Source organism: Pantoea sp. sgz302252 (assembly GCF_042610525.1).
Classification (GTDB): Bacteria; Pseudomonadota; Gammaproteobacteria; order Enterobacterales; family Enterobacteriaceae; genus Erwinia.
The window spans coordinates 1-23,939 of sequence record NZ_JBHDVM010000002.1 but is presented as its reverse complement, the minus strand read 5'-3'; the positions used below and the strand labels follow the sequence as shown (position 1 = coordinate 23,939).

Here is a 23,939-nt window from a genome sequence, read left to right as displayed (position 1 = left end):
CCTACCTCAGGATAAAGGCGGTGAACAGAACGTCCGTCACCTTTTGCGCAGGTTGTCCCGGCACCAGCGGCGGCGCGAGCGTGGCTTTAATTTGTTTCACCAGTTCCTGCTTGCCCTGCTCTGTACCCAGCGCCGCGGCGTTCTGGTTAGAGAGCAGCATCAGCAAACGGCTGCGCACTTCCGGCAGATAGTCGTTAACTCGCTGCAGCGTCTCCTGGTCTGGCAGACGCAGCGTGAAGCCTACATAGAGCACGCGATCGGGATCGTTATCCGGATTAATCAGGTTAACCGTAAAGGTATCCAGCGGCAGAAATACCGGCGCTGGCGGCGGCTCTGGCTTCTCGGCTTTCGCCGTTTCGGCCGACCCGTGCATTTTATGCCAGACCAGATAACCTCCTGCGCCGCAAGCCGCCAGGACTACCAGCGCTATAAGGATAATCAAGAGTTTACGTTTGCCGCTTTTGGCTTTCTTCTCAGTCATACGGGCGATAATTCCTGTGAGTATTTTCAAGAGCCGGGAGTAAACCGCTCTCTGACGACGTTATGGGCAGATTATCCCGCATCGATTGCCAAACAATAGGGCGAAAAGACGCGGGTTTTGCCGTTAGCTTTGGCGTTTGTGATCGTCAGGCGAAAATATCAACGGCATTGCTGCCCGATGCGCGCGCCTGTAGCGCGGCAGGAACGGCTATTGGCGTGACGTCGCTGTCATTTTCCGCCGTAAGGCTAAAAGTGTTACCGCGGCTGTTATCGCGCTGCTGTTCCTGCTGACCGCTGAAGCTCTGACCCTGTTGGAAAGCGTCGCTGCTAACGTTGGTTTGCCCCAGGTTGATACCGTTCTGCGCCAGCGCTTCCCTTAACTGCGGCATCGCGGCTTCCAGCGCGGCGCGAACCTGGCTATGGTTTGAAACCATGCTCAGCTGCGCCTGATCGCTGTCCAGCTTCAGGCTGATCTGAATGCTGCCCAGATCCTGCGGATGAAGATGCAGCTCGGCGGTCTGCTGGCCGTTGCGGCTGAACATCACAATCTGCTGGCCCAGCGCCTGCTGCCATTCCGGGCTGCCTAACTGCGAGTTAAGCTGCGGCGTGGCGGGTGCCGTCACCAGCGAAGAAGTCGCTGGCGTCACGGCGGCGGAAGCGGCGCTAATCACTGAAGATGTTATCGTCGTCTGGGTGGTGGAACTTGAGTTTTCTTTGTCGTTATCTTTGCTTACCTGGCCCAGCACCTGCTGGAAAGCGCTGTTCAGCGTAGCCGCAGTTGCATCGCTTTTCTGTGTTGCCGCAGCGCTGTTAGTGGTATTCAGCGTACTGCTGCCGGAAAGCTGGCTGCTTTTATCGCTGCCTTTGGCCGTTTCTTCGCTGCCGTTAGCATTGGCATTAGCACCGGACAGCAGCGAGGCGAGCGTAGCATTGGCGCTACCGCTACCGCCTTTAATGCTGCCTTCGCTCAGCGTATCGCTGGCTTTAGCAACGGTTGCCGCAGGCTGCTGCTGCGTCGGCGGCAGCATAGCAAACAGCGCCTGAAGGGCCTGCATATCATTGTTGCTTAGCGTAGTCGCTGCGGCGGCATCGCTGTTTTCGCTGGCGTCAGCGGTCGCGCCGGTTTTATCCTGGTCGGTGGTTTTGGCAGGCTGTAACAGAGCGTTAAGCGTTTCCGGTTTATCCAGCGCAGCCAGCAGCGCGTTGAGTTTCGCTTTTGGCGAACCGGTTTCTTTATCATCAGCGGCAGCCGCCGCCGTAGCGGAAGCGGAAGCGGGAAGAGCAGTTTGCCCCTGCTGCGCCAGCGTCAGTAATTTGTTACCCAGCAGCGTCAAAAAGCCCGCGTTCTCCGACGATGCGCCGTCAGCGGTGCCGGAAGAGGCGCTGCCGATATCCGCGCCGATCTCGGTGGAGTCTGCCGCAGCGCCTTTAGCCGCTGTGGTCGCGGTTTTCGCCGCTGTGGTAGCCAGTGGCAAAGTGATCATTCGCCTTTCCTCAATGATGCCCGTTGGGCAAATTCATCCATCCGTTTCTGATCGAGACGGTTTTCCTGTAGTAATGCGGTCGCTGCCGCGCGAGCCTGCAGCGTTTCATAAGCGTGAAGCCGCTGCTGCTTGTCGCGCCACAGGCGCAGTGCGTTTTCTACCCGGCTATTCCAGTGCGCCAGCTGCTGGCGGTGCTGCTCAATCGCCTTTTCCAGCGTCTCTATAAACTGGTGGTAGTTGTACCAGCGGGTGCTGTTAATGCCTTCCGCCATGGTGTTGTTTAGCGTCTTGCGATATTCGTCCTGGTAATTCAGCAGCATATGCAGCTGTTCGTCAGCCTGCTTCTGGCCACGGCGAACGTCGCCCAGCTGTATGGCGGCTTTCTCCAGGTCTTTCTGCGCCAGTCCGCACAGGGTTTCAATCGGCGATGCGTGTTTTGCCATCGGTTAGCCCTTAGCCAAAAATCGCCTGCAGATGCAGGCAGGCGTCGTCAAAGGTGCTGCGCTCAAACATGCCCTGTTGCAGGAAAGTTTCCAGCTCGGGATAGAGTTTGATCGCCTTATCCAGCATAGGATCGCTGCCCGCAGCATAAGCGCCCACGCTGACCAGATCGCGGTTGCGCTGGTAGCTGGAAAGCAGCTGTTTAAACTGGCGAACCCGCGCGTAATGCGTCTCGTCAATCAGGTGCGACATCACGCGGCTGATTGAGGCTTCGATATCAATTGCCGGATAGTGGCCCGATTCCGCCAGGCGGCGCGACAGAACGATATGCCCGTCCAGAATGGCGCGCGCGGAGTCGGCAATAGGATCCTGCTGATCGTCGCCTTCGGTCAGAACGGTATAGAAAGCGGTGATAGATCCGCCGCCATCAATACCGTTACCGGCGCGTTCTACCAGAGCGGGCAGTTTAGCGAATACGGATGGCGGATAGCCTTTGGTCGCAGGCGGCTCGCCGATCGCCAGCGCGATTTCACGCTGGGCCATTGCGTAACGGGTCAGGGAATCCATAATCAGCAGTACGTGCTTGCCGCGATCGCGGAAATCTTCCGCGATACGCGTAGCGTAAGCCGCGCCCTGCATACGCAGTAGCGGAGAAACATCCGCAGGCGCAGCGATGACCACCGAACGCGCGCGGCCTTCGGTGCCCAGAATATTTTCGATAAAATCTTTTACTTCGCGGCCACGTTCGCCGATCAGGCCAACCACGATTACGTCAGCTTTGGTGTAGCGCGCCATCATACCCAGCAGCACACTTTTACCCACGCCGGAACCTGCGAACAGGCCCATACGCTGGCCGCGACCTACGGTCAGCAATGCGTTGATCGCCCGTACGCCCGTATCCAGCACGTCGGTAATCGGCGTACGCTGTAATGGGTTGAATGGTGGGGTAATCAGCGGCGCGCGATAGCCTGTTTCTGGTGAAGGCAGACCATCAAGCGGACGGCCGCTGCCGTCCAGTACGCGGCCCAGCAGTTCCGGGCCAAGCATCAGTTGCTTGCCGCTGTGCTGGCTGTCGCCCGCTACGCGAGCGTAAACGCGCGCGCCGGGCAAAATGCCTTCAACTTCTTCCAGCGGCATCAGAAACAGCTTCTGGCCGTTGAAGCCTACGACTTCGCTCTCGACTTCGGTGACGCCGCTGCCGTCCACTCGCTCAATAACGCAGGTTGCGCCCAGCGGCAACTGTAGTCCGGTCGCTTCCAGCACCAGACCGGTGGCGCGGGTCAGGCGGCCATAGCGGCGAACGTCCGGCAGATTGGCCATACGCTGTTCAAAAGAGTCAAGCGCGCCAAGCCAGCGCGATAAGCGAGTGGTGGTCATTAGAGTTCTCCCGGCGCGGCAAGGCGGCAGAGTTCATGCCAGCGGGTTGCGATGCTGGCGTCAAGATCGCCATCTTCAGCGCTGACTTTGCAGCCGCCGGGATGGATGGTGTTATCCGCCAGCAGACGCCAGCCGTGCAGGCTAAGCGTCGCGCCCAGCGTCTGCTCCACGCGCTGCAGATCGTCCGGATGGACGCGCAGCGTGGGTTTGCCGCTGAACATCGGCTCCTGCTGGATCATGCCCTGGATCTGGCGGAGCAGGGCGGTGCCGTCAACGTGCGGCGCCTGGCCAATCACCTGGCGGGCGGCTTCCAGCGCCAGCTGCATCAGACGGGCGGCGATCACGCTGTCCAGCGCCTCCAGCGTATGGGAAAACTCGGAGACCAACTGCTGCATGCGGGCCTGCAGCGGCGCCTGCTGCTGCTGCGCCTCCGCCAGCCCCTGCTGATAGCCCGCGTCAAAGCCCGCTTTTTGCCCTTCGCTGAAGCCCTGCTGATGGCCTTCAGCATAGCCGCGGCCCTGCGCTTCGCTGCGCGCCTGATTCTGCATCTGCTCCAGCTCGAACTGCTGCTGGCTGAACGGGTCGTCCGGCGTTTCAACCAGCGGGGCTTCCGGCTCGTCGAACGAGGCCATCAGCGGCTTATTGGGCTGCCCAAGATCGTTGGGCTGCCAGCGCTGCCAGGGCAGAGAAGATTTATCAGACATACTGTTCCTCGCCGCCGCCGATCACCATCTCGCCGCTTTCTGCCAGACGACGAACAATCAGCAGGATTGCTTTCTGTTCGCTCTCTACGGCCGACATACGCATCGGGCCGCGGTTCGCCAGGTCGTCGCGCAGGATATCTGCCGCACGCTGCGACATGTTGCGCAGGAACTTCTCGCGCAGCGGCTGTTCGGAGCCTTTCAGCGCCACCAGCAGCGATTCCGATTCCACTTCCTGCAACAGACGCTGGATGCTGCGGTCGTCGACCTCCACCAGATTCTCGAACAGGAACATCTCGTCGATGATCTTCTGCGCCAGTTCGCCGTCGAAGTCGCGTACGGCTTCGATAACCGCTTCTTCCTGCTGCGTTTTCATCAGGTTGATGATTTCCGCTGCGGTTCTTACGCCGCCCATCTTCGCGCGCTTGAGGTTCTGACCATCCAGCAGGCCATTCAGCACTTCGGTCAGTTCCGCCAGCGCCGCTGGCTGTACGCCGCCGAAAGTGGCGATACGCAGCATCACATCGTGACGTAGACGCTCGTCGAACTGCGCCAGAATATCGGCCGCCTGCGAGCGTTTCAGGTGAACCATAATGGTGGCGATGATCTGCGGATGTTCGTCGCGGATCAGGTCGGCAGCCGCCTGTGGTTCCATAAAGTTGAGCGTTTCCATACCCGTGGTGGTTTCGCGGGTTTCCAGAATATCCTCCAGCAGGCTGGCGGCACGCTCTTCGCCCAGTGCCTTGGTCAGCACGGAGCGCAGGTAATCGTTAGAGTTGACGCTCAGCGCCGCAAACTGTTCGGCATCGCCTTCAAACTCGCGCAGCACTTCAGTGAGCTGCTTGTGCGAGACCTGGCGCATATTGGAAATCGCGGCGCTCAGGTGCTGCACTTCGCGGGCGCCAAGGTGTTTAAACACCTCGGCCGCGCGGTCTTCGCCAATCGTCATCATCAGAATGGCGCTTTTTTCGGTACCGGTGAGACTCATAGTTCGTCCTTCATCCACTGGCGAATGACCAGAGCCACCACGCGTGGGTCGTTTTCCGACATCTCACGAATACGCTGGCTCATTACCTCAGCACTCATGCGGTGCTGAGACTTACGTTCTTGATCGAGCTCGTCTTTCGACAGCTTCACGGAGACGGCTTCATCATCGCTGCCGCCTGCTCTTGCCTGGGCCGCTTCCACCATCGCCTGCTCCTGCGCCGCTTTACGCTGCAGCTGTGGACGAACCAGCTTGCGGTAAAGGATCCAGGCCACAATCAGCACCAGCAACCAGCGTCCGGCTTCCATCATCTGGTCGATAAAGGACTGCTGCTGCCAGAATGGCAGATCGCCACCGATTTCCTGCGTATCGTTGAACTGGGAGTTCACCACGTTCAGCGTATCGCCGCGCTGCTCTGAATAGCCCATCGCTTCACGCGTCAGGTTATCGATCTGCTTGAGCTGTGCATCGGTCAGCGCTACCGGCTTACCGGCCGCGTCGGTTTTGTAATTCACTACTACTGCTACAGAGAGACGCTGTACTTCGCCCACATTCATCTTGGTATGCAGGATGGTGCGGTCTACTTCATAGTTCGTTGTATCGTCGTTACGGGTACTCGTCGGTCCGGTTTTCGCCGTGCTGCTGTTCTGGTTAGCAGTAGCGTTATTTGCCGCCGTACCGTTTGCGCCGTTTGCGCCATTTGCACCGTTAGCCGCCGGGGTAGTAACAGGCGCGCTGTTAGCCGGAGCAGGCTGGTTAGAAAGCGCGCCGGGCACGCCGCCAGACTGGCCGCCATTTTGTTCGCTGTTGCTGCTCTGCCGTGAACGAATCGCCTGCTTAGAAGGATCGGTGTTGGGCTGATACTTCTCGTCGGTCTGTTCACGAGCGTTAAAATCAATCTGCGCCGTTACCTGAGCGTGTACGTTACCGGTACCCACGATTGGGTTCAGGATCGCTTCGATACGCTGCTGGTAGCGAGTTTCCACATCAGTCGCATACTTCAGCTGCGCGTCGTTAAGATCGCGGTCGGCGTTATCGGACTGCGTCAGCAGATGACCAGCCTGATCGACCACGGTCACGTTGCCCGGCGGCAGGCCAGCAACGCTGCTGGAAACCATATGCACGATGGCGCTAATCTGCCCCTGGTCCAGCGCGCGGCCAGGCTGCAGGGTTAAAGTCACCGACGCGGTCGGCGCTTTCTGCTCACGCACGAACAGTGAAGGCTTCGGCATGGCAAGATGCACGCGAACGTTCTTAACCGGGCCTAAAGTTTCGATAGTGCGGGAAAGCTCGCCTTCCAGCGCGCGCTGGTAGTTAACCTGCTCGCTGAACTGGCTGATACCGAACTTTTCCTGGTCCAGCAGTTCGAAGCCGACCGCGCCACCTTTAGGCAAACCCTGCTGGGCCAGACGCAGGCGCAGCTCGTGCACCTTATCGGCAGGCACCATCAGCGCGCCGCCTTTATCATCGAACTGATAAGGGATGTTCATCTGGGTCAGCTGAGTAACGATGGCGCCGCCATCTTCATCGCTGAGGTTGTTATAAAGCACGCGATATTCAGGCTGTTTGGCCCACAGCACCATGGCGATAACAATGGCGACGGCAGCCGCCGCAGCGATGATAATCGGGATGCGAGGATTCGCCTTTAAGCGAGCGAAAAGGTCGTTCAAACCTTTCTTCTCTGGTTGATCCTGCGTGACAGTTGCATTCATGACTCTTTCCCGCCTGACAGTTGACCGGACTGTTTCGTGTAGTGTCGTAACAAATCTGACTCCCTGATGTGCTGGCTAAACAAAATTAATCCACCTCTTATGGGGTGCCATTATTTTCTGAAATGGAAAATTCGATGGGCGGATAAGCTATGACTTTTGCTCTTATTTACGGGCTTTGTCTTATTGACATTGTGGTAAGTTTTCAGACAGCAAAAATCAGCACTATTTACTTACCGAGGCAAACCATGGCAATTCAGGGCATTGAGAGCGTAATGCAGCAGCTGCAGACCGCAGCGATTCAGGCATCAGGGCAGCGTACCGACGCCGCCAGCCACGCGGATTTCGCGGACGCAATGAAAGAAGCGTTGAACAAGATCAGCGATACGCAGACCGAAGCGCGCACCCAGGCGCAGGATTTTGAGCTGGGCAAACCCGGTGTAAACCTTAACGACGTGATGATCGATATGCAGAAAGCCTCTGTTTCTATGCAGATGGGCATTCAGGTACGTAACAAACTGGTCAACGCCTATTCCGAAATCATGAATATGGGCGTTTAACAGGGTAACAGGCTAATCACTAAAGGATGCGCTACGGGGCCGCTAAGCAGGAAGGAAGTATAACCTCCTGTTGGTAAGGTCTGAATGCGGGTGCTGTTCGGAAGTAAAAGCGTTACTTTTCTGCCTGCAGGCAGCCTGAAAGCATTTTTACACGGCAGACGAGAGGCTTTGTGCTGGCGTCAGCGCCTCAGGCACGGCGACATTGCGCCGTGCAGCCTCTTTTACGCCAGCAGGCACAGCTACATAAGATGGTTGATAAAGGTTGGCAGCAGCTGCACCAGAAAAATAGCGCTGACTACCCAAAAAATAATGCTTTGCTTTGCTTCGCTGACGTCGGTTTTCGTGGCGTAGTTAGCCTTGATGACCGCCACGTCCATGCGCACGACCTGCATATCTTCTTCCTGTTTTTTGATTCGACTCAGCATCCTTTCTTCTCCGCTGTCGTTGACCCGATGGGTGCTTACTAAAACCGGTAATGGTACGTTGTTCGCTTCCTGTATCATTTCTCCTTGCACAAGCTACTCTCCTTTAAACGCCTTGTCATCCAGCTCGCCGTCAATCTGTTAACGGGATTGTTCTGGCTGTCGTCTGATAGTGAGCTCAATCTTAAGGACAACCCCCGCAGCTTGTCTGTAAGCAGTTTCCCCGAAGCGGAACCCGGTTCCAAAAAAGTTTACTTGTTACAGTGAGATTGCAAAACAGTAAGCGGTGGCTCGCAGAAATACGCTGGGCCCCGAACTGCGCGGGGCATTCTTAACAGCTTTCAGGCAGCCATTGACCGGCAGGTTTCAGCGCAGCGGCGACAGGCTTCGGCACATTTCTGGCAGTGGTCGTGCTGATGCTTACCGCATTCTGCGCTGCATTTTTCACAGACCTCCGCGCACAGTTGGCAAAGTTTTTTCGCCTCTTCGCTGTCCATAGCCATAAATTGCGCGGCCAGTCGACAAAGGTTGGCGCACTGCATATCAAAGCGAATGCAGTCGCGCATCATGCTAACGTTTTCTTCTTTAAGACAGGATGCGGCGCAGTTATCACAGGCGGCCGCACACAAATAGCAGGCTTCAATACAGTGCTGATAGCTTTCGGTCATTTTACCCTCCGTTTACTCAGATGACAGCAGTAAGCCTGGAAGAGGAAACAGGATTATGCAAAAAAGTGTGGTGCTTATAACTTGTGGCGATAAAACCTGCACGCCCACAGAATAAATCAGGAAATTTGCCTTATGTTGGCGTGCCGTTTAGCACGATTTGGCAAAATAGGGTGGTTATTTAACCAACAAGGTAAACGCAAAATGGAAACCTTAATCGGCTCAGCGCTGGTTTTTTTTATCTTGCTTGTAGCGACATTTAACATCAAAAAAAGGCGAGCAAAGCAGTGTTGCCGAGCCGTACAGGCAAAAAATTCCGCTTTGATCGCCTCGCCCAATCGCACAGTGAAAAATTGAAGCCTGACATAGGGTCGAAAACCCGCCGTTCAGGGCAGGAAAAATTGGCTTAAAATTCGACAGTCGGGTCAGGGCGTGATACCCTGGTCACTCAATTTCACAAAATTAAGGCTATTTATTACTGATATCAAATTCAGATGTCCGACATGCCACGGATGTCAGTACCGCTTCTCGCTATACAATATCACTCCGCAAAATCCCCACGGCGCCAGATGTATCTTTTGTAAAACCAAAATGACAGTTAGCTATAAGGCTTTCGTCCGCTAACTGTCCGTCTTTGCAATGGACTGAGCAACAGCGCGAAACGCGGGCAATAATAGCCAAAGTTATTGCCAACGCCATCGCTGGCTAATTATACCTTTTGCTATTGCAGAGGCAGCGTCAACGCTGACGCGGCCAGGCTTATCTTCTTAAATCACGGATAAGAAAAATGCCTACGCCAATCAGCTCCGCCTGCTCTGACAGCTCGACGGCGGGCAGGCGAGGATCATCAACGGTTAAATAGCCGTTGGAAGGGCCTTCCAGATAGTGATAGACCGAAATGCGGGCGTTGACTCTCGCCAGTACCAAATCGCCAGATTGCGCCGCTACGCCAGTGTCTACTATCACAATAGTGCCGGCAGTGGCTTCCGCGCAGCCGCTGTTACGGTCAAGGATATAGGCTCGCCAGCTTTTCTTTGGTTTTACGCCGTTAGGCGCGGAAACCACTTCCCGCGTTTTGCCTTCCGCTCCCCATACCGCTATCGTCAAATTATTTTGTGCCTGCTCAGCGGCGCCCAGCACGGGTTCGCCGCGCATTTCTCCTTCTCCGCTGGCCAGCCACTGAACGTTAACGTCCAGCGCCCGGGCGATATCGACCAGTTTGCGCGAACCCTCCGCTTTTCCTTTAGTTAAACGCCAGATCGTCGGCTGTGAAACGCCTGATGCTTCCGCTAAAGCACCCTGAGTGATCCCTATCATGGCCATCGCCATGTTGAGTCGGTGAGCAAGTGTGTTCTGTGTCATAGAGCAGAATTTATAGCGAAAGGTATTATTCGTCAAACACGCTTTGCTATTGTATCTTTGATAACCTATGCTATTAATTAAGCTGTACTGATACTTAAAGGAATAGGAAAGAGCAGGCAGGCAAGGCTTTACCGTCCGCCGCTCTTTGACAGCCTGGCTGTCAATTCACCTTGCCGGCAACGGTTTTTATCCAGGGAAAACAAACGAGGCGGCCCGTCTGAGGCGACACAGACAGAGAAAATCCGGGCCGTTCTGAAACAGGCTGAAAATAAGCAAAGATGTTGAAGACATTAATCTTATTTCTTATTTGGTGAAGGTATAAGGGGGCAAAATGCGCGATATGAAAAGCTTACTGGAGAAGTGGGGCGGCTGGGCGGCTACGGAACGCAGCGGCGTAAGTTATTCACAGATTGCCGCAGGGTTTCGCGGTCTGGTGACCGCAGCGCCAACGGGCCGTCCGGTTTGCAGCGACAATGACGGCATAATTCTCGACGGCTGCCTGAGCAGATTAAAAGCCGTTCATCCGGATGAGCATGCCTTGCTGGTCGCTCATTATCACTATCGCATCTCGCTGCGTTCCATTGCCCGACGCCGCCGTTGTGCTGACGGCACCGTGCGCAAACAGATTCAGGCTGCGGAAGGTTTTATTGAAGGTGTATTAAGCGCGCTGGACATTGAACTGGAAGAAGAAAAAACCGCGGCCCTGTGCGAAAGCCCTGGATAATTTTTATGGTAATTTTATAAATAGTTAATAAGAAAATAATTACGCCAACGTTTTTATTCAGCTTTAGCCTGAAGGGACAACGCATTGCGTAAAAAATATCACCGGGGAAATTGTAGTAATTCCGCAACAGCGGTTTGACAAATAAAGGGGTGGAAAATGAGTAATATAGTGAAAATTCTGGCTTTTGAAGAAGGCTACAAAGAAAAACCTTATATCGATACGGAAGGTTATCCTACGGTGGGCTGCGGTATTTTAATCGGCCCGAAAAATGCCGCGCTGGCGAATTATACCTTTACCCTTCCCCGGGACGTCGGTGATATGTGGATGACAAAGATCGTCAATGAAAAAATAAATGCCATGAGCAGTCGGCCAGCATTAGTTGCTGCCTTAAAGCAGTGTAACGATGCGCGTGCCGATGTGCTTTACAGCATGGCTTATCAATTAGGCATCGATGGGCTGATGGCGTTTAAAAATACGCTGGTGATGATTTCTAACCAAAACTTTTCAGGTGCGGCGGAAGGCATGCTGAGCAGTCTTTGGGCGAAGCAAACGCCGGCCAGAGCGAAGCGTCATGCCGATGCCATGCGCAGCGGGACCTATGACGCGTGGAAGGGGGTTTTATGAGATTTTTACTTTTTATTTTAGCCGTGTTGCTGGTGACATTGATCGTCTGGCTCGTGGTTAAAAAAGGCAAAATTGAGCTGGTGGCCCATGCGAAACTGCTGGGAAAAACCTGGTCCGTCTGGCTGGCGTCAGCAGGCTCGCTGATGGGCGCATGGGTACAGACCTTCCCGGATAGCGCTACCGGCGCGCTAAGCAACATACCGGACGACGTTAAAAGCGATATTCCGCAACATTTGTTGGGCTTCCTGGCCTCGTTCCTGGTGGCGCTGGCGGTTATTGCCCAGTTTATCCGCCAGAAAAAACTGGCGGCGGCAAAGCAGGTAATCCAGGCGGCGGCACCGACAGCGCGAGTTGCCACGCCACAAGTGACGGCAACGCCAGCACCAACCTCCGCTCCGATGGCATCGACAACGGCAGAGCCGTCAAAAGCTTCGGTCACATCCATAAATTCTGCCGCGACAAAAGCCGCTGTGGGTAAAACGGTTACGTCGCAGGGAACGGAGGCTGCGGACAAAACTGCGACTATAGCAAGCACGGCTGCCCCGGAAGGTACGGCGAAAACAGGTAAAACAGCGGCAGTTGAAGGCTCGGATGCCTCAAAGAAAACCGTGGCCCCGCCAGATGCGAAGGCCAATGACAAAGCAACAACCTCAAAAGGTGACACCATGAACAACACAACAACATCAGCAACGACGACTACTTCAGCCAACGTGGCCACTTCAGAAGGGGCAGAAAACGTGGATAAAACGACGACTTCCGAAGGGACAGAGGCGGCAGGCAGAACGGCGACCTTAGCCGCCGCAGCTGCAAAAGCAACGACAGCTACAGAGGGTGCGGATACCTCGACCAAAGCAGTGATTTCAGCGGGAACGGAAGGGGCGGATAAGACGGCGACGCCTGAAGCCACAGAGGCTGCAAAAGCAGCTGTAGTCACAGAGGACACGAATACCTCAACGAAAACAGCGACTTCAGAGGGAACGGAAGAGGCGGGTAACACGGCTTCGCCAGAGGCTACGGAAGCGGTAAAAGAAAACGCAGCCATAGAGGATACAAATCCTTCGACGAAAACAGCGACTTCAGAGGGAACGGAAGAAGCAGATAAATCGGCCACGCCAGAAGCCACGGAGGCGGTAAAAGAAAACGTAGCCATAGAGGATACAAACCCCTCGACGAAAACAGCAACTTCAGAAGGAACCGAAGAAGCGGCCACGCCAGAAGCCACAGAGGCGGCAAAAGAAACCGTAGCTTCAGCGGACGCGGATACCCCAATCCAAACCACCGCCACAGAGGGAGCGGCAGCCGCAGACAAACCGGCAACGCCTGAAGCGTCAGAAGCGGCGAAGGAAACTGCAACGTCGGAAAATACTGACACCTCAGCCAAAACCACTGCCACAGCAAGTGCGGACACGGCAAACAAAACGGCGACCACCAAAGAGAGTGACGCTACCGCGAAACCAGCGGCACCAGGAGATAAAACATGAATACTTTTCTCTCGTTATTTAGCGGTAGCTGGCATCTCCTCGCCGGGGTCGGCATAGTCGTCGCGGCAGTTGTTGCCAGCTGGTTCGGCGGTAAAAAAACCGGCAAGGTGCAGCAAAAAGCCAAAGCGGACGTACAGGCCGCCAAAGTAGAAAGCGCGCAGGTTGCTGCGGTTGCAAAAAAACAGGCTAAAGACAGCGAGGAAGCGAAAAATGTTCAGACAGCTAATAATGCTCTTAATGACGATGACGCTCGTAGCAAGCTGCGCGAGTCGCAATACAACGACAAGCAGTCCTGATCAAATAGTTGATTCTTCCTGCACGCTTTTTTCGCCTATTCGTACCTGGGGAGAGGACTGGAAATTAATGGATATCAGAACGGTCAAGGAAATTAATGTTCATAATGATATGTGGAATAAATTGTGCGCGGCAGAGAAAAGAAAATAAGTTCTTTTCAGGAGAATAAAAACTAAAACAGGGAGCGCAATTCCAGTTATCCATAAAAGTACCTGAGCAATATTGCGGAGGTCGCTATGATTGAAGTTGATTCTTTTGCCGAACTAAGAACTACGGCGCCGGGGAAAACAGGCGAGCTGGCCTGGCTACGCCGTTATCATAATAACGACAGCTATTACCGTGGCGGCGGTGACTTTATCGGTTTTATAACGCCTTCGCCACCCGGCGACAATAGCGGTACGCTGGCGGCGGGCGAAGGTTTTTACTGGCGTCGCATTGTTAACGATCCGGATGAAGTAAATCTCTCTCATTTTGGCGCCAGGGGCGACGGCATAACTGACGATACGCTGCCGGTGAAAAATATGCTGGCCTGGGCGCTGGCCTATAATACGGCCATGCGGGATATAGCCGTTCGCTTTCCGGCCGGACGGTTTCTGGTTAGCCCTATTGATATCTCCGCTGCCGAAACGCCGTTTTTCTCTCTTTATGGGGATCACAACCCGCACGGCGCTATTCCACGCACTACAATCATCTCGGATCAAACGGCCTCGCCGGTATTCAGGGTCAAAGCGCAGCGAATCACCATTCAGGGTATCGCCTGGGATGGTCAGGCGTCAGCGGACACGACTGCTCACCAAAAGGCCATTACGTCGGCGGAGTGCTCCAACGCGCAGCCTTTTTTCGAAAACATCCTGGTAGCGGGCGAGTCGATACTGATCGACACTTTCCGTGCCGCCAACTGCGGCGGTACGGTTATCAGGCTATTGGATATGCAGGCGGCAAAATTCAACCAAATTTATACCACTAACACTTATGGCCGGGTTTTTGACGTAGGCTATGCCGGTACGGCAGCTAAATTTTGGGATTGCCCGATGGCGATTGAGCTGAGCAATGCCAGCTTCCTGCAAGGATATGCCGACGCGATACTGCACATGCCGCGCGTTTCCCGGGGGATAATCAACAATCTCTGGATTGAGAACTGCCGTTTTCCCGGTAATCTACGGGACGGGCAGTGGATCCTGGATGCGCTGAGCGTGACGGCCTGTGCCAACCCGCTGGATATGACCAACAGTTGCCTCCAGCTGCGGCAGCTTAACCTGCAAAGCGGCAGTGAACTGAATCTGAACTATGATGAGGGCAGTCGTTGGCTGTCCGGTTACGAGTACAACTGGCGGAAAGATGAGAATTACGGTATTGCGCTAAATGGGTCGATTAATGCTGGCTGGTATTCCGGCCATCGCGTTACCAACAATGACAGCATCGATAAGTGGTTCAAGCTGGGCAAGATCAATTTCCCGAAAGATAATCTGCAGTGGGTATTTGAAATTGTCGGCAGAAGCAGTACGGAAGCATTGACTAAAACGGCGAACAACCCTCTTTTTTCGGCCGCCTCCTGTTTTACCTGGCTAAATGTTTCCCGCTGCTGGAACGGCATTTATGGCGATATTCAGCATAAGGGATCGCCTTCGGTTCTGGATGTCAAAATTAACCGTATAGGTATGATCTATGCGGAAGTTTTTATCAAAGTAAAAGCCCACAGCGGCGATACCGCATTCACTTTACGGGCTACGGGACCAAGCCGCTTTGAATCCGGCGAATGCTGTTTCTTTCAGCCAGCGCTGGCGGAAGTTGCGGATACAAACATGCTGGGCACCACTACGGTTAATGCCCGCATGAGCCTGCATAATGGACTGGCAGGGATTGGCGCGAATGAAAAGGGCGTGCTGACGATAGCGACCGCTAACGCGACAGCACCTTCGGTCACCACGGCTAAAGGTTACGTTACGGTCAATATCAACGGCACGGATCGTAGAATCGCCTATTACTAGTCAGGGCCGCCAGTAATGGCGGCCTGAGGTTGATGACAAACCCCAGGTCGCGTTTAAATCAGCGACAGAGCAGCAGAGGCAGATCGGAACACGGACACGCCGTGAATACTTCCATGTAGGCTCGGTTGGCGCGTCCATGCGCCAAACGGTCCGCTTATCCGCTCAGCCTCTGCCGCTATCAGGCTGCCGTGTTGCGGTAAAAAAAGCTAAGGTCCAGAAACGCTTTAGGTTTGTCGGCAGTCTGGGGCCGCCAGAAACGGCGGCCTTTTTACAGCACAAATTCCGGGCAGACGCGGTTTCTGCCGCTGCTTTTAGCCAGGTAAAGCTGCTTGTCGGCGCTTTTGATCGACTCATCCAGGCTTTTGGCATCGACCAGCTCCAGCGAGCTGATACCTATGCTGACGGTGACGCTTAAATCTTCATCGTTAAGGATTATCGTATGCTGTTCAATACTCTGCCGCAGGCGATTAGCCAGCAGAAAAGCGCGGGGCGCAGAAATTCCCTCGATCAGGATCAGAAACTCTTCGCCGCCCATGCGGCTGATGATCGCCGTCTGCTGTAGCGTCTGGCGAATACGCTCGACGGTTTGTGCCAGCACGTAGTCTCCCGCCGCGTGGCCAAAGGTATCGTTGATATTTTTAAAACGATCGATATCCACGACGAAAGCCGCGCCGTTAAAGCTATGATCCCTTCGCGCGCTCATGGCATCAAGCCGCGCTGCCAGCCCGCTGCGGGTCAGCGCGCCGGTCAGCAGATCGTAATCCGCCCGGCGGGTAATGCGCGCCACCAGCTTTTTATTAGCAGTGGCACTGAGTGCGACGATCAGCGGGCTGATGGTCATCGCCGCTACGCCCAGGCGAGCGGAGGCAAGGCTGTCGATCAGGAAAAAATCATCTCTGCCCTGAATATTCAATACGTTGCTGGCAACCAGAATAATTTCGCTGATACCGGTAACCATCGTCAGCAGGCAGGTAATAAACAGCGGATAGCTCACCGCGCACCACATCAGCGCCGGCAGCGGAAAAATCAAACTGCCGCCGCCGCCAACGTAAATGCCCGCGACGGCGGAAACGAGCAGCGAAATCAGCGGCAGCGGCGTGGCCGTCCGGCAATCTCTTAGCAGCTCTTTCAGCTCGTCGCCGCGCGGCAGGGTAATCACCACGGGTAGCAGCAGAATAGAGGTGGATACCTGTTCGCAGAACCAGGAAATCCAGCCTTTAACCAGGTCGTCATGGAAATAGTGCTGGCTGGCGACCGAGCCGATCACCGCGCAAACGGCGGCACCTACCACCGAGGCGGGGAAAACGCGATGCAGCGCCTGCTGACGACGCGAGGCCGCGCTGCCGGCCAGCAGCACGCCGAGCCCGGTGACAATAAAGGAGAGGTTGGCTGCATCCATACCCATAGAAGGCGCCACCGGCGTGCCGAAGGCAATATCTGCGGTTACCAGCCCCACGTAAATCGCGGGAAAAGTCAGGGCCGAGCTGAGCTGGGGGAAACGCACCAGCAGACCCAACAGCATAGCGTTACAGGGCCAAAAAAGAGAAAGTGCGGCGTTAGTACGGCAGTAGAGACCCAGCATCGCCATGCAGAGAGTGATAAAAAAAAGCAGGATAACCAGATTAATTTTATATTTGCTTAGTGGCATTTCTTTGGCTCAAATTTTATTCAGGACAATGCCGCGTGCATCGTTTCACGCTGTACTGCTAAAACCGGAACGGTTAGCTTTTTCAGGTAGGTAATAGTGAGCCATGACCGATGCGTGGCCGCGTAATAAGCCCTGGAAAAAGAGTGAGTTCATGTCAAGCGCGTAAAGAATATCCTTGCGTTTATTTAATTTCAATCTCCCGGCAAAATAATAAAAGTGACGCTATTTTCATCGATGCAAAAACTATCCCGCTATATATAACGCATAAAATTGCTTTTTACGCGCTATTATTCGCTGCGCCATTTTGTTTGAGAGCATTCTCATCTTCACCGGTACTAAAACCGGCGCCGTAAAGCGCCGGAGCCGCCCAGCGGACAGGCGATTAAAGCTCGTTTTTAATACAAAATTCTTCCCAGCTCATGCCGAGCGCGGCGGCGTGCTGGCGTAAATAAGCTTCAATAGCCTGCGCGGCGATCTCTTTGTCGGGTTCGGCGAGTTGAATAGCAAACAGCATGCCATCCAACTTTTTCTCGCGGGTAAAAGCCGCATAGGCGCGATCGGTCTGCATACGCTTTAGCGCGGGCAGGGTCATGCCAAGCGTATCCGCATCCTGTTGCCTCAGCGCGGCAATGCCGTTTTTGATCTCCGGATGCGCCTCAAGAAAAAGCGCGGTGGCGGCGGCGTAATACTCTTCAATGGTTTTCATAACGGGGTCCGGCAAAAAAAGAGTGCGACAGTTTACACCGCTGCGACCTTTTCGGCATCTGCTGATAACAAGAGGCGACTTGAACTTGAGCGGTAAAAGATTATAACGTAGCGGCTGGTTGATGAATCTGGAACTGAAAATGAAAAAGTGGATGTTAACGGCTGTCGCCATAGCGCTATCGGGCTGTGCGCAAATACCCAATTACCAGAGCGCAGTGAAAACGCCGCCGCCCGCCAGTCTGGTCGGCAACTGGCAGACTTTTGGGCCGCAGAAAGGTCTGGTCAGCAAAGAGGCGACAGCCAGCCTGATCATCACTGCGCAAGGCGATACGCTGGACTGCCGCCAATGGCAGCGCGTAATCGCCAAGCCGGGCAAGATTACGCAGTTTTCCGGCGACTGGGTCAATGTCAATAACGAAGTGCGCGTGATGCCGCTGGAGCTGGAAGGCGACAAGCTGCATTACGATAAGCTGGTGCTGCAGAAGGTACAGCAGCCAACAGCGGAGTGCCAGCAGGCATTAAAGCATGAGAACGACAGCGTGCAGGAGAAAAAGAGCGGAAAAGCGCCGGGCAGCGGCAAGACGCACCATAAATCTACGATGAAAGCCGGAAAGTTATAAATGCCCTGCTGCGGGAGCGGATCGCATTCCCGCAGCTGATTCCATAAATTTTATCGGTTTTCTCTGTCTGCCACGGTGCGGAAGCTATGGTTGTTTTCTGTAAGTTTACCTTCCTGAAAGCCGCTAGTATGTCTAATTTTGGAGAAATCTATGTCTTTTAAAATTAGCGACCATATTTCCATAAAATTTCACCAGCTTACAGGTGGCAATATTTCGAGCAAAAGAGCTACCCGTCTTGCCGAAAGCCTAAAAAACGTCAATAACGTGCCGGATAAATTCACCAAGGCACTTGAAAAAAAATCGGATAAGCATCCTGAACTCCGTCTTAATATTGACCTGGCACTTAACCATGTCAACAAGGCCAGTCAATGTCTGGATAAAGGATTGGTGCAGCAGGAAACAATGCTTGCCCAAAACAAAAAGATAATAGAAGATTTCAATAGCAATCTCTCTAAATTAGTCATGGGTTTCCATAAAGCTAATCAGCACTATTGGATGAAGCTTATAACCGGATTTGAGTTGAAGGAACAATATGGTATTGATTTTTGTACAAATGATGGCTTGATGAGTGAAAAAAGAGGTCAACTCTCTTTGCTGAAAGACTGCACAAAAGAAATAGATAAAATCGAAAAAGAAAGGCAACGCCACGTTGGCAATCCTGAAAATGAAATGGTAATTGATGTAATAAATACACATTACGAAAAACAAAAAGAACCATTTTTGCGGAAAATACGAAAAGCTGAAAGAAAAATTGCAAAGCTTGATGCTGAAATTAAAACAAACAAAGAGTCTATAATAAAAGCAATTATCAGCACGGCTTTACTGTATAAAAATAATAAACATATTAAAGAAACCGGTTTTTTCGAAGATTGCAGAAAGCTTGTTAGTGACTTTAAATCTGCGCCAAATATTATCTCTAAAATAGAGAGTAACATCAAATTATTAGAAAGTGAAAAAGAAAAGGTAGAGGATTATGCTGCTAAGCTGGACCACCTGAAGGATATGCTTTCTGTTGCTAATATAATAAAGGAAGCCAATGAAACTCTGGCTAAGCAGCAGGAAGAAAACAATAAAACTGAAGCCGAAGTTAACGCAACCATGCAGGAGCAGTTAGCGATAAAATCGGAAACGGATAATGCTCTTTTAAATAACTTAAAACAAACCAGTAAGCCAGCCAGAAAAAAAACCGTAACCTTCAGTTTTCCTGAGGTGCCGCAGCATAAACCTGTTATCTCCGCTCAGAACAAACCAAAAAAAGCGTTGATAACAGGCAAATAATTTTCACAAAAAGGGAACCTCAACCTAACCTTGAGGTTCCCTTCAGCGCACTACATAACGCGCGGATTAACTATCCAGCACCCAGACGCTGACGCTGCCTGCATTGCAAAAGAAAGTCGCGTTGCCTTCCTCGTCCGAAGTCACTTTTTCTTCACGATGACCAAGATAGTCCCGCCAGGTTTTATTAGCGAAATCTTCGCCCAGCGGCAGCGTTTTTTCGCCCTGTTCGCCATTAGACATAATCACCACGCAGCCCGCGTGTTCGTCAGTGCCGCTGCGCGCAAAGGCCACGCAGTTGGGATGATCGAACCACTCGGTCTGAATGCCGTGCGCAAATTCCTGGCGAGCGCGCAGCAGCGGCTCCAGCTCGGGTATCACCGGCATATCAATTTGGTACTCTTCGCCGTCGCCGCCCGTGTCCTTATAGCTGGCGCCAAATAGATCGGGATAAAACACGGCTGGAACGCCCTGTTCGCGAAGCAGGATCAAGGCATAGGCCAGGGGTTTAAACCAGGGCTCCACCGGCGCTTCCAGCGACTGTAGCGGCTGGGTATCGTGGTTGGCGACAATAGTTACAGCATGCCAGTGATCGTGTTCAACCAGCGTACCGCTGAAAATCTGACTGAGATCGAAGTTGGCGCCTTCGCGCGAGGCGTTGTGGAATTTCATCTGCAGCGGCGCGTCAAACAGCATGGTTTTGCCTTCTACCTGATGAATATAGTTTTGCAGCTTCTCTACCTCGTGCGACCAGTACTCCGCAACGATAAACAGCGGCTGCTCCGCCACTTCCTGGATATGGTCAATCCACTGTTTGTAGAACCAGGCAGGGATATGCTTGACCGCATCGAGACGAAAACCGGTACAGGCGATCTGCTCCATCATCCAGCGCGCCCAGAACTTGAGTTCTTCGGTCACGGCATGATTGCGAAAGTCGATGTTGGCGCCCATCAGATAATCGAAATTGCCCAGTTCGTCATCAACCTGTTCATTCCAGCCGTCGCCGGTATAGGCGTTGACGATTTTAAACACGCCATACTCTTCCGGGTTATCGATGCAGTCCACGCCGTTAAAGCATTTATAGTCCCAGATAAATTTTGAGTGCTGGCCGGCGCGGCCCGGAAAGGTAAAGCGGGTCCAGGCTTCGGCTTCGATCACCTCGTCGTCTATTTCCTCCCGATTATCCGGGTTGACGCGATTGACCTGCACTTTCTCTTTCTCGTCGGCACCCATTTTATGGTTAAACACCACGTCCATAATCACGCCGACATTTTGTGCCCGCAGCGCGTTAACGGCGGCAATCAGCTGCTCTTTATCACCATATTTCGTGGCGCGGCTGCCTTTCTGATCGAATTCCCCAAGGTCAAATAAATCGTAAGTGGCGTAGCCAGCGCCAGTACCGCCTTCGGAACTTTTATAAGCGGGCGGCAGCCAGACATCTGTTATCCCCGCCTGCGCCAGCCATTCGGCGCGTTCAGCCGCTTCCGGCCACAGCTTGCTGCCGTCGGGATAATACCAGTGAAAGAACTGCAATAAAGTAGGATTACGCATGCCATCATTCCAATAATTATCAGCGGGAATCTGAAGTATGGAAGAGGCGGCAGGAAAAGCTCGGGGTAAGCGCAGAAATATTTTACGCTTCGCTTACCCACCTGAAAGCGCGGGCCACAGGGCCTGACGACCGATTAGGCGCCCTGGGAATTTTGCGGGAAAAGGATCACGCCCGCCATGCCGCCATAGGCTTTATTCACACTCTTTTGACGACCGGTCTGGCTGATCAGCCGCGAAAGCTCTGCCTTACGCGCCTGAAGTAAATTTTTAACTTCCGCTTCGTTATCGAGAATATGACGCAGCACCGGACGAAGCTGATCCTGGGTTTGTGCCGGAACCGGCGTCTGCTGCGTGCATGCCGCCAGTTTTTCCACCGCACTGACGTAATCGACCTCCATTTCGATCAACTTATCCCAGTCACCCTCCGTTGCCAGACGCAACATAGACTGGCTGAGCACTAATAACTGTTGGTAAATCGACATCAGATGCGGTGCAATATTCATTAAACGGCGTCCTGAAAAACAGTATTGGTCGTGACTTCTTTCCAGGCATCGGCAATGTTACGCAGCAGATCTTCCACTTCCTGAACGGCGGCGACATCATTCTGCAAATTGCCCTGAAGAAGGCGTCTGATCATATAGTCATAAAGGGCAAGCAGGTTATCGGCCAGTTCATCGCCGCTTTCATTTACCAGCCCAACCTTCAGACCATTTTCAATAATATTGATGGCCTTGGAGATAGCGTTACCTTTGCCCTCAATCTGGCCATCCTGCATAAACAGCCGTGCGCGAACCAGGGCGCTGAGCGCCCCGTCGAACAACAGCGTGGTCAGCTGCTGCTGGCTTGCGCCTAACACGCTGCTTTCCAGGCCTACCTTGCGGTAGAGCTGTGCTCCTGAATCTTTGTACATATCGTCCCCGGCTTAGTTAGCTGGATGAAGAAGAAGAAGAAGAGAACTGCGACGTCAAATAAGACGCTGTGTTGGTCAGGGAGTTTATGAGCGTACTTAAGTTCGTAAACTGTGTTTTATACCTGGCCATGGTCGCGTCGATCGAGTCGCTCATCTTGTCATAGCTGTCGCTCAGCGTTTTCAGCGTCGTATTGATGCCGTCCTCGGCGTTCTTGATAATCCCTTCTTTACCCACGGTAGTGCTTAACATCGCGGTTAAGGTGCTGTCCAGCTGGGTAGCGAAACCGGTAGAGGTTCCATCACCGATAAAGAACTGGCTTACGGCCTGCGGGTTATTAGTCAGCGCGGCGGTCAGCTTGGTATCGTCTACGGTCAGCGCGCCGGTCGAACCGTCGCTCTGGGTCGTGGGATCGATAGTTACGCCCAGCTGCGCGAGAATGGAATAGGAACCGCTCTGTACCGAAGTCAGAATCGAGTTCATGCTGTTTTCCACCGAGCGTACTACGCTGTCGCCCAGCAGCGCGCCGTTACTGCTCGACTGCGTGGCACCAGCCGCTACGGCGGTATATTTGGTTACCGAAGCGATAGTCGACTTCAGCGAGTTATAGGCCGTCACAAAAGCATTGATGGTCTTTTTAGTGTCATCAATAGAGCGTGAAACGCTCAGCGTCTCGCCGGAAGCGTCGGTGCTGGCCGACTTCAGATTCAGCGTCACGCCGGTCAGGGCATCGCTGATGGTATTGCTGCTACGCTCAATCGCCACACCGTTAATGCTGAGTTTGGCGTTCTGCGAAGCGGTCTGCACCGTCATATTCTGCGTGCTGGTCGAACTGGCGTCATAGCCGATTGCGCTTTGCAGCGTATCGTCGCCACTCACGCTGATGGTCATATCGCTGTCGGTGCCGGTAGTTTTCGAGCTGAGCATCAGGCGATAGTCACCGCTGCTGGCTTTAATAATACTGGCGCTGACGTTGCCCGCGCTTTTATTAATGGCGTCGGCAATACCCGAGAGCGTGGTCTGGCTGTCGGTCAGCGTCAGAGTCAGCGGCGTGGAAGTGCCTGGCTGCGTAATAGTCAGGGTACGGCTGCCGCCCGTGGTCGCGCCCAGCTGCGTGCTGTTGCTGCTGAAAGAGCCGGAGATCAGCGTCTGCGCTTTAGCGATCTGATCGACATCAACGCTGTAGTCGCCGGTTGATGCGGTCGCATCAGTGGTTGCCGTAAAAGAAGTATTAGTGCTGGTCACCGCCGTCGCACTGAAAGCCGTGGACTTGGTCAACGCGGCCGCTGCCGTTTCCAGCGCCGCCATAGAGCTCTGCAGCTTGCTGTAAGAGCTAAGCTTGGAGTTATAGGTGGTCTGCTGATCGGTAATAGTGGTCAGCTTGGTCTTCTCAGCGGTTTCTAAGTTGGTGTAAAGCGTGTCCAAATCGAGGCTGGTACCAGCGCCAAGCGAGCTTACACTTGCCATAGGAGATCCTTAAAGAATGAGATATGTACAAAACACATATCGGCCGCAGAGAACAAAAGTTTACGCCGCGCAAAAATTTTTAATGGGCAGAATAAGAGGGCTATCCGCAGGTAATTAGACAGATCGTTTTTTCAACTTTTCATTATTATGGTCAGCGTTGCAGGGTGCGATTCAGGAACCAACGCGACAGGCCGATAAAGCAAAGAACGCGCGCTAAGCGGGTGATAGCGACGGAATAAAGGGTTTTGCACTTTTTTTCTAAAGTTCAGATTAACCCTACCGATAACTTCAGTAACGGTGGCAGACGCCGTGAGCGTGAAAGCTCAGCCTAACAAACTAACTGATTTTGAAGGAAACATTTATGTCCGTTATTAACACTAACATCATGTCGCTGACTACTCAGAACAACCTGAACAAATCACAGGCTTCTCTGAGCACCGCTATCGAGCGTCTTTCTTCTGGTCTGCG

25 protein-coding genes and 1 pseudogene are annotated in these 23,939 nt (G+C 53.5%); 10 read left to right on the top strand and 16 right to left on the bottom strand.

Annotation, left to right across the window (positions count from 1 at the left end; genetic code table 11):
- Window position 1 precedes the first annotated feature (1 nt).
- The 7 genes from fliL to fliF form a co-directional block, all read right to left on the bottom strand.
- A complete protein-coding gene (gene fliL, locus ACETPC_RS04135) occupies window positions 2-481 on the bottom strand; it encodes a flagellar basal body-associated protein FliL (RefSeq protein ID WP_380178924.1) in 480 nt (159 codons plus the stop codon).
- Between the two features lie 145 nt (window positions 482-626).
- Entirely contained in the window at window positions 627-1,964 is a 1,338-nt protein-coding gene (locus ACETPC_RS04130) for a flagellar hook-length control protein FliK (protein ID WP_380178922.1), read from the bottom strand.
- Complete coding sequence (gene fliJ, locus ACETPC_RS04125) at window positions 1,961-2,407, bottom strand: flagellar export protein FliJ (RefSeq protein ID WP_336139762.1); 447 nt, start codon at window positions 2,405-2,407, stop codon at window positions 1,961-1,963. The genes ACETPC_RS04130 and fliJ overlap by 4 nt, the downstream gene beginning before the upstream one ends.
- Before the next feature lie 10 nt (window positions 2,408-2,417).
- The gene (fliI, locus tag ACETPC_RS04120; RefSeq protein ID WP_380178920.1) at window positions 2,418-3,782 is read right to left on the bottom strand and encodes a flagellar protein export ATPase FliI; all 1,365 of its coding nucleotides are present in this window, start codon (window positions 3,780-3,782) and stop codon (window positions 2,418-2,420) included.
- Window positions 3,782-4,486: a flagellar assembly protein FliH gene (gene fliH, locus ACETPC_RS04115; RefSeq protein WP_380178918.1), complete on the bottom strand. Its 705-nt coding sequence runs from the start codon at window positions 4,484-4,486 to the stop codon at window positions 3,782-3,784. The genes fliI and fliH overlap by 1 nt, the downstream gene beginning before the upstream one ends.
- Complete coding sequence (gene fliG / locus ACETPC_RS04110) at window positions 4,479-5,471, bottom strand: flagellar motor switch protein FliG (RefSeq protein ID WP_380178916.1); 993 nt, start codon at window positions 5,469-5,471, stop codon at window positions 4,479-4,481. The genes fliH and fliG overlap by 8 nt, the downstream gene beginning before the upstream one ends.
- Complete coding sequence (gene fliF, locus ACETPC_RS04105; RefSeq protein WP_380178914.1) at window positions 5,468-7,180, bottom strand: flagellar basal-body MS-ring/collar protein FliF; 1,713 nt, start codon at window positions 7,178-7,180, stop codon at window positions 5,468-5,470. The genes fliG and fliF overlap by 4 nt, the downstream gene beginning before the upstream one ends.
- A gap of 245 nt (window positions 7,181-7,425) precedes the next feature.
- Between fliF and fliE the strand changes: the two genes are divergently transcribed.
- On the top strand, window positions 7,426-7,737 hold the full coding sequence (gene fliE, locus ACETPC_RS04100; RefSeq protein WP_380179652.1) for a flagellar hook-basal body complex protein FliE: 312 nt from the start codon (window positions 7,426-7,428) through the stop codon (window positions 7,735-7,737).
- A 239-nt stretch (window positions 7,738-7,976) separates the two neighbouring features.
- Here fliE and ACETPC_RS04095 read toward each other — a convergent pair whose 3' ends face one another.
- Both ACETPC_RS04095 and ACETPC_RS04090 read right to left on the bottom strand, forming a co-directional pair.
- Window positions 7,977-8,252, bottom strand: a complete 276-nt coding sequence (locus ACETPC_RS04095; protein WP_380178912.1) for a hypothetical protein — start codon at window positions 8,250-8,252, stop codon at window positions 7,977-7,979.
- A 248-nt stretch (window positions 8,253-8,500) separates the two neighbouring features.
- Window positions 8,501-8,827 (bottom strand): four-helix bundle copper-binding protein, encoded by a 327-nt coding sequence (locus ACETPC_RS04090; RefSeq protein WP_380178910.1) that lies wholly within the window; start codon window positions 8,825-8,827, stop codon window positions 8,501-8,503.
- A 471-nt stretch (window positions 8,828-9,298) separates the two neighbouring features.
- Here ACETPC_RS04090 and ACETPC_RS04085 point away from each other — a divergent pair, with 471 nt between their 5' ends.
- The gene (locus ACETPC_RS04085) at window positions 9,299-9,448 is read left to right on the top strand and encodes a cold-shock protein (protein WP_380179650.1); all 150 of its coding nucleotides are present in this window, start codon (window positions 9,299-9,301) and stop codon (window positions 9,446-9,448) included.
- 135 nt (window positions 9,449-9,583) lie between these two features.
- Here the strand turns inward: ACETPC_RS04085 and ACETPC_RS04080 are convergent, their stop codons facing one another.
- Entirely contained in the window at window positions 9,584-10,153 is a 570-nt protein-coding gene (locus ACETPC_RS04080) for a helix-turn-helix domain-containing protein (protein ID WP_380179648.1), read from the bottom strand.
- Between the two features lie 364 nt (window positions 10,154-10,517).
- On the opposite strand from ACETPC_RS04080, the gene ACETPC_RS04075 reads away from it, so the two are divergent.
- The 5 genes from ACETPC_RS04075 (at window position 10,518) to ACETPC_RS04055 (ending at window position 15,297) form a co-directional block, all read left to right on the top strand.
- Window positions 10,518-10,910 (top strand): antiterminator Q family protein, encoded by a 393-nt coding sequence (locus tag ACETPC_RS04075; RefSeq protein WP_380178908.1) that lies wholly within the window; start codon window positions 10,518-10,520, stop codon window positions 10,908-10,910.
- 156 nt (window positions 10,911-11,066) lie between these two features.
- A complete protein-coding gene (locus ACETPC_RS04070) occupies window positions 11,067-11,534 on the top strand; it encodes a glycoside hydrolase family protein (protein WP_380178906.1) in 468 nt (155 codons plus the stop codon).
- Window positions 11,531-13,015, top strand: coding sequence for a hypothetical protein (locus ACETPC_RS04065; protein ID WP_380178904.1), 1,485 nt, complete (start codon window positions 11,531-11,533; stop codon window positions 13,013-13,015). The genes ACETPC_RS04070 and ACETPC_RS04065 overlap by 4 nt, the downstream gene beginning before the upstream one ends.
- A complete protein-coding gene (locus ACETPC_RS04060; RefSeq protein ID WP_380178902.1) occupies window positions 13,012-13,311 on the top strand; it encodes a hypothetical protein in 300 nt (99 codons plus the stop codon). The genes ACETPC_RS04065 and ACETPC_RS04060 overlap by 4 nt, the downstream gene beginning before the upstream one ends.
- 234 nt (window positions 13,312-13,545) lie before the next feature.
- Window positions 13,546-15,297 (top strand): amylovoran biosynthesis protein AmsF, encoded by a 1,752-nt coding sequence (locus tag ACETPC_RS04055; protein WP_380178900.1) that lies wholly within the window; start codon window positions 13,546-13,548, stop codon window positions 15,295-15,297.
- A gap of 268 nt (window positions 15,298-15,565) precedes the next feature.
- Here the strand turns inward: ACETPC_RS04055 and ACETPC_RS04050 are convergent, their stop codons facing one another.
- Window positions 15,566-16,945 (bottom strand): diguanylate cyclase, encoded by a 1,380-nt coding sequence (locus tag ACETPC_RS04050; RefSeq protein WP_380178898.1) that lies wholly within the window; start codon window positions 16,943-16,945, stop codon window positions 15,566-15,568.
- A 382-nt stretch (window positions 16,946-17,327) separates the two neighbouring features.
- Window positions 17,328-17,651: a DUF6388 family protein gene (locus ACETPC_RS04045; RefSeq protein ID WP_380178896.1), complete on the bottom strand. Its 324-nt coding sequence runs from the start codon at window positions 17,649-17,651 to the stop codon at window positions 17,328-17,330.
- A gap of 139 nt (window positions 17,652-17,790) precedes the next feature.
- On the opposite strand from ACETPC_RS04045, the gene yedD reads away from it, so the two are divergent.
- The gene (yedD, locus tag ACETPC_RS04040; protein ID WP_380178894.1) at window positions 17,791-18,270 is read left to right on the top strand and encodes a lipoprotein YedD; all 480 of its coding nucleotides are present in this window, start codon (window positions 17,791-17,793) and stop codon (window positions 18,268-18,270) included.
- A gap of 150 nt (window positions 18,271-18,420) precedes the next feature.
- Complete coding sequence (locus tag ACETPC_RS04035) at window positions 18,421-19,548, top strand: coiled-coil domain-containing protein (RefSeq protein WP_380178892.1); 1,128 nt, start codon at window positions 18,421-18,423, stop codon at window positions 19,546-19,548.
- A 66-nt stretch (window positions 19,549-19,614) separates the two neighbouring features.
- Here ACETPC_RS04035 and amyA read toward each other — a convergent pair whose 3' ends face one another.
- The 4 genes from amyA to fliD form a co-directional block, all read right to left on the bottom strand.
- The gene (gene amyA / locus ACETPC_RS04030; protein ID WP_380178890.1) at window positions 19,615-21,096 is read right to left on the bottom strand and encodes an alpha-amylase; all 1,482 of its coding nucleotides are present in this window, start codon (window positions 21,094-21,096) and stop codon (window positions 19,615-19,617) included.
- A 134-nt stretch (window positions 21,097-21,230) separates the two neighbouring features.
- Window positions 21,231-21,599, bottom strand: a complete 369-nt coding sequence (fliT, locus tag ACETPC_RS04025) for a flagella biosynthesis regulatory protein FliT (protein ID WP_380178888.1) — start codon at window positions 21,597-21,599, stop codon at window positions 21,231-21,233.
- Complete coding sequence (gene fliS / locus ACETPC_RS04020) at window positions 21,599-22,006, bottom strand: flagellar export chaperone FliS (RefSeq protein WP_380178886.1); 408 nt, start codon at window positions 22,004-22,006, stop codon at window positions 21,599-21,601. The genes fliT and fliS overlap by 1 nt, the downstream gene beginning before the upstream one ends.
- Before the next feature lie 16 nt (window positions 22,007-22,022).
- Window positions 22,023-23,471 carry a flagellar filament capping protein FliD gene (fliD, locus tag ACETPC_RS04015; RefSeq protein WP_380178884.1) on the bottom strand — a complete coding sequence of 483 codons (1,449 nt, stop codon included), beginning with the start codon at window positions 23,469-23,471 and terminating at the stop codon, window positions 22,023-22,025.
- Window positions 23,472-23,832: 361 nt separating this feature from the next.
- Here fliD and ACETPC_RS04010 point away from each other — a divergent pair.
- Window positions 23,833-23,939 (top strand): annotated as a pseudogene (locus ACETPC_RS04010) (flagellin FliC); the annotation flags it as partial.

Bases quoted from the DNA above. Each gene is read 5' to 3' on its own strand.
- amyA (WP_380178890.1), bottom strand. From the start codon at position 21,096: ATGCGTAATCCTACTTTATTGCAGTTCTTTCACTGGTATTATCCCGAC.
- ACETPC_RS04055 (WP_380178900.1), top strand. From the start codon at position 13,546: ATGATTGAAGTTGATTCTTTTGCCGAACTAAGAACTACGGCGCCGGGG.
- ACETPC_RS04065 (WP_380178904.1), top strand. From the start codon at position 11,531: ATGAGATTTTTACTTTTTATTTTAGCCGTGTTGCTGGTGACATTGATC.
- fliT (WP_380178888.1), bottom strand. From the start codon at position 21,599: ATGAATATTGCACCGCATCTGATGTCGATTTACCAACAGTTATTAGTG.
- fliS (WP_380178886.1), bottom strand. From the start codon at position 22,006: ATGTACAAAGATTCAGGAGCACAGCTCTACCGCAAGGTAGGCCTGGAA.
- fliE (WP_380179652.1), top strand. From the start codon at position 7,426: ATGGCAATTCAGGGCATTGAGAGCGTAATGCAGCAGCTGCAGACCGCA.
- ACETPC_RS04070 (WP_380178906.1), top strand. From the start codon at position 11,067: ATGAGTAATATAGTGAAAATTCTGGCTTTTGAAGAAGGCTACAAAGAA.
- fliF (WP_380178914.1), bottom strand. From the start codon at position 7,180: ATGAATGCAACTGTCACGCAGGATCAACCAGAGAAGAAAGGTTTGAAC.
- ACETPC_RS04090 (WP_380178910.1), bottom strand. From the start codon at position 8,827: ATGACCGAAAGCTATCAGCACTGTATTGAAGCCTGCTATTTGTGTGCG.
- ACETPC_RS04080 (WP_380179648.1), bottom strand. From the start codon at position 10,153: ATGGCGATGGCCATGATAGGGATCACTCAGGGTGCTTTAGCGGAAGCA.
- fliL (WP_380178924.1), bottom strand. From the start codon at position 481: ATGACTGAGAAGAAAGCCAAAAGCGGCAAACGTAAACTCTTGATTATC.
- ACETPC_RS04075 (WP_380178908.1), top strand. From the start codon at position 10,518: ATGCGCGATATGAAAAGCTTACTGGAGAAGTGGGGCGGCTGGGCGGCT.
- ACETPC_RS04035 (WP_380178892.1), top strand. From the start codon at position 18,421: ATGTCTTTTAAAATTAGCGACCATATTTCCATAAAATTTCACCAGCTT.
- ACETPC_RS04060 (WP_380178902.1), top strand. From the start codon at position 13,012: ATGAATACTTTTCTCTCGTTATTTAGCGGTAGCTGGCATCTCCTCGCC.
- fliH (WP_380178918.1), bottom strand. From the start codon at position 4,486: ATGTCTGATAAATCTTCTCTGCCCTGGCAGCGCTGGCAGCCCAACGAT.
- fliJ (WP_336139762.1), bottom strand. From the start codon at position 2,407: ATGGCAAAACACGCATCGCCGATTGAAACCCTGTGCGGACTGGCGCAG.
- ACETPC_RS04045 (WP_380178896.1), bottom strand. From the start codon at position 17,651: ATGAAAACCATTGAAGAGTATTACGCCGCCGCCACCGCGCTTTTTCTT.
- yedD (WP_380178894.1), top strand. From the start codon at position 17,791: ATGAAAAAGTGGATGTTAACGGCTGTCGCCATAGCGCTATCGGGCTGT.
- fliD (WP_380178884.1), bottom strand. From the start codon at position 23,471: ATGGCAAGTGTAAGCTCGCTTGGCGCTGGTACCAGCCTCGATTTGGAC.
- ACETPC_RS04050 (WP_380178898.1), bottom strand. From the start codon at position 16,945: ATGCCACTAAGCAAATATAAAATTAATCTGGTTATCCTGCTTTTTTTT.
- fliI (WP_380178920.1), bottom strand. From the start codon at position 3,782: ATGACCACCACTCGCTTATCGCGCTGGCTTGGCGCGCTTGACTCTTTT.
- ACETPC_RS04130 (WP_380178922.1), bottom strand. From the start codon at position 1,964: ATGATCACTTTGCCACTGGCTACCACAGCGGCGAAAACCGCGACCACA.
- fliG (WP_380178916.1), bottom strand. From the start codon at position 5,471: ATGAGTCTCACCGGTACCGAAAAAAGCGCCATTCTGATGATGACGATT.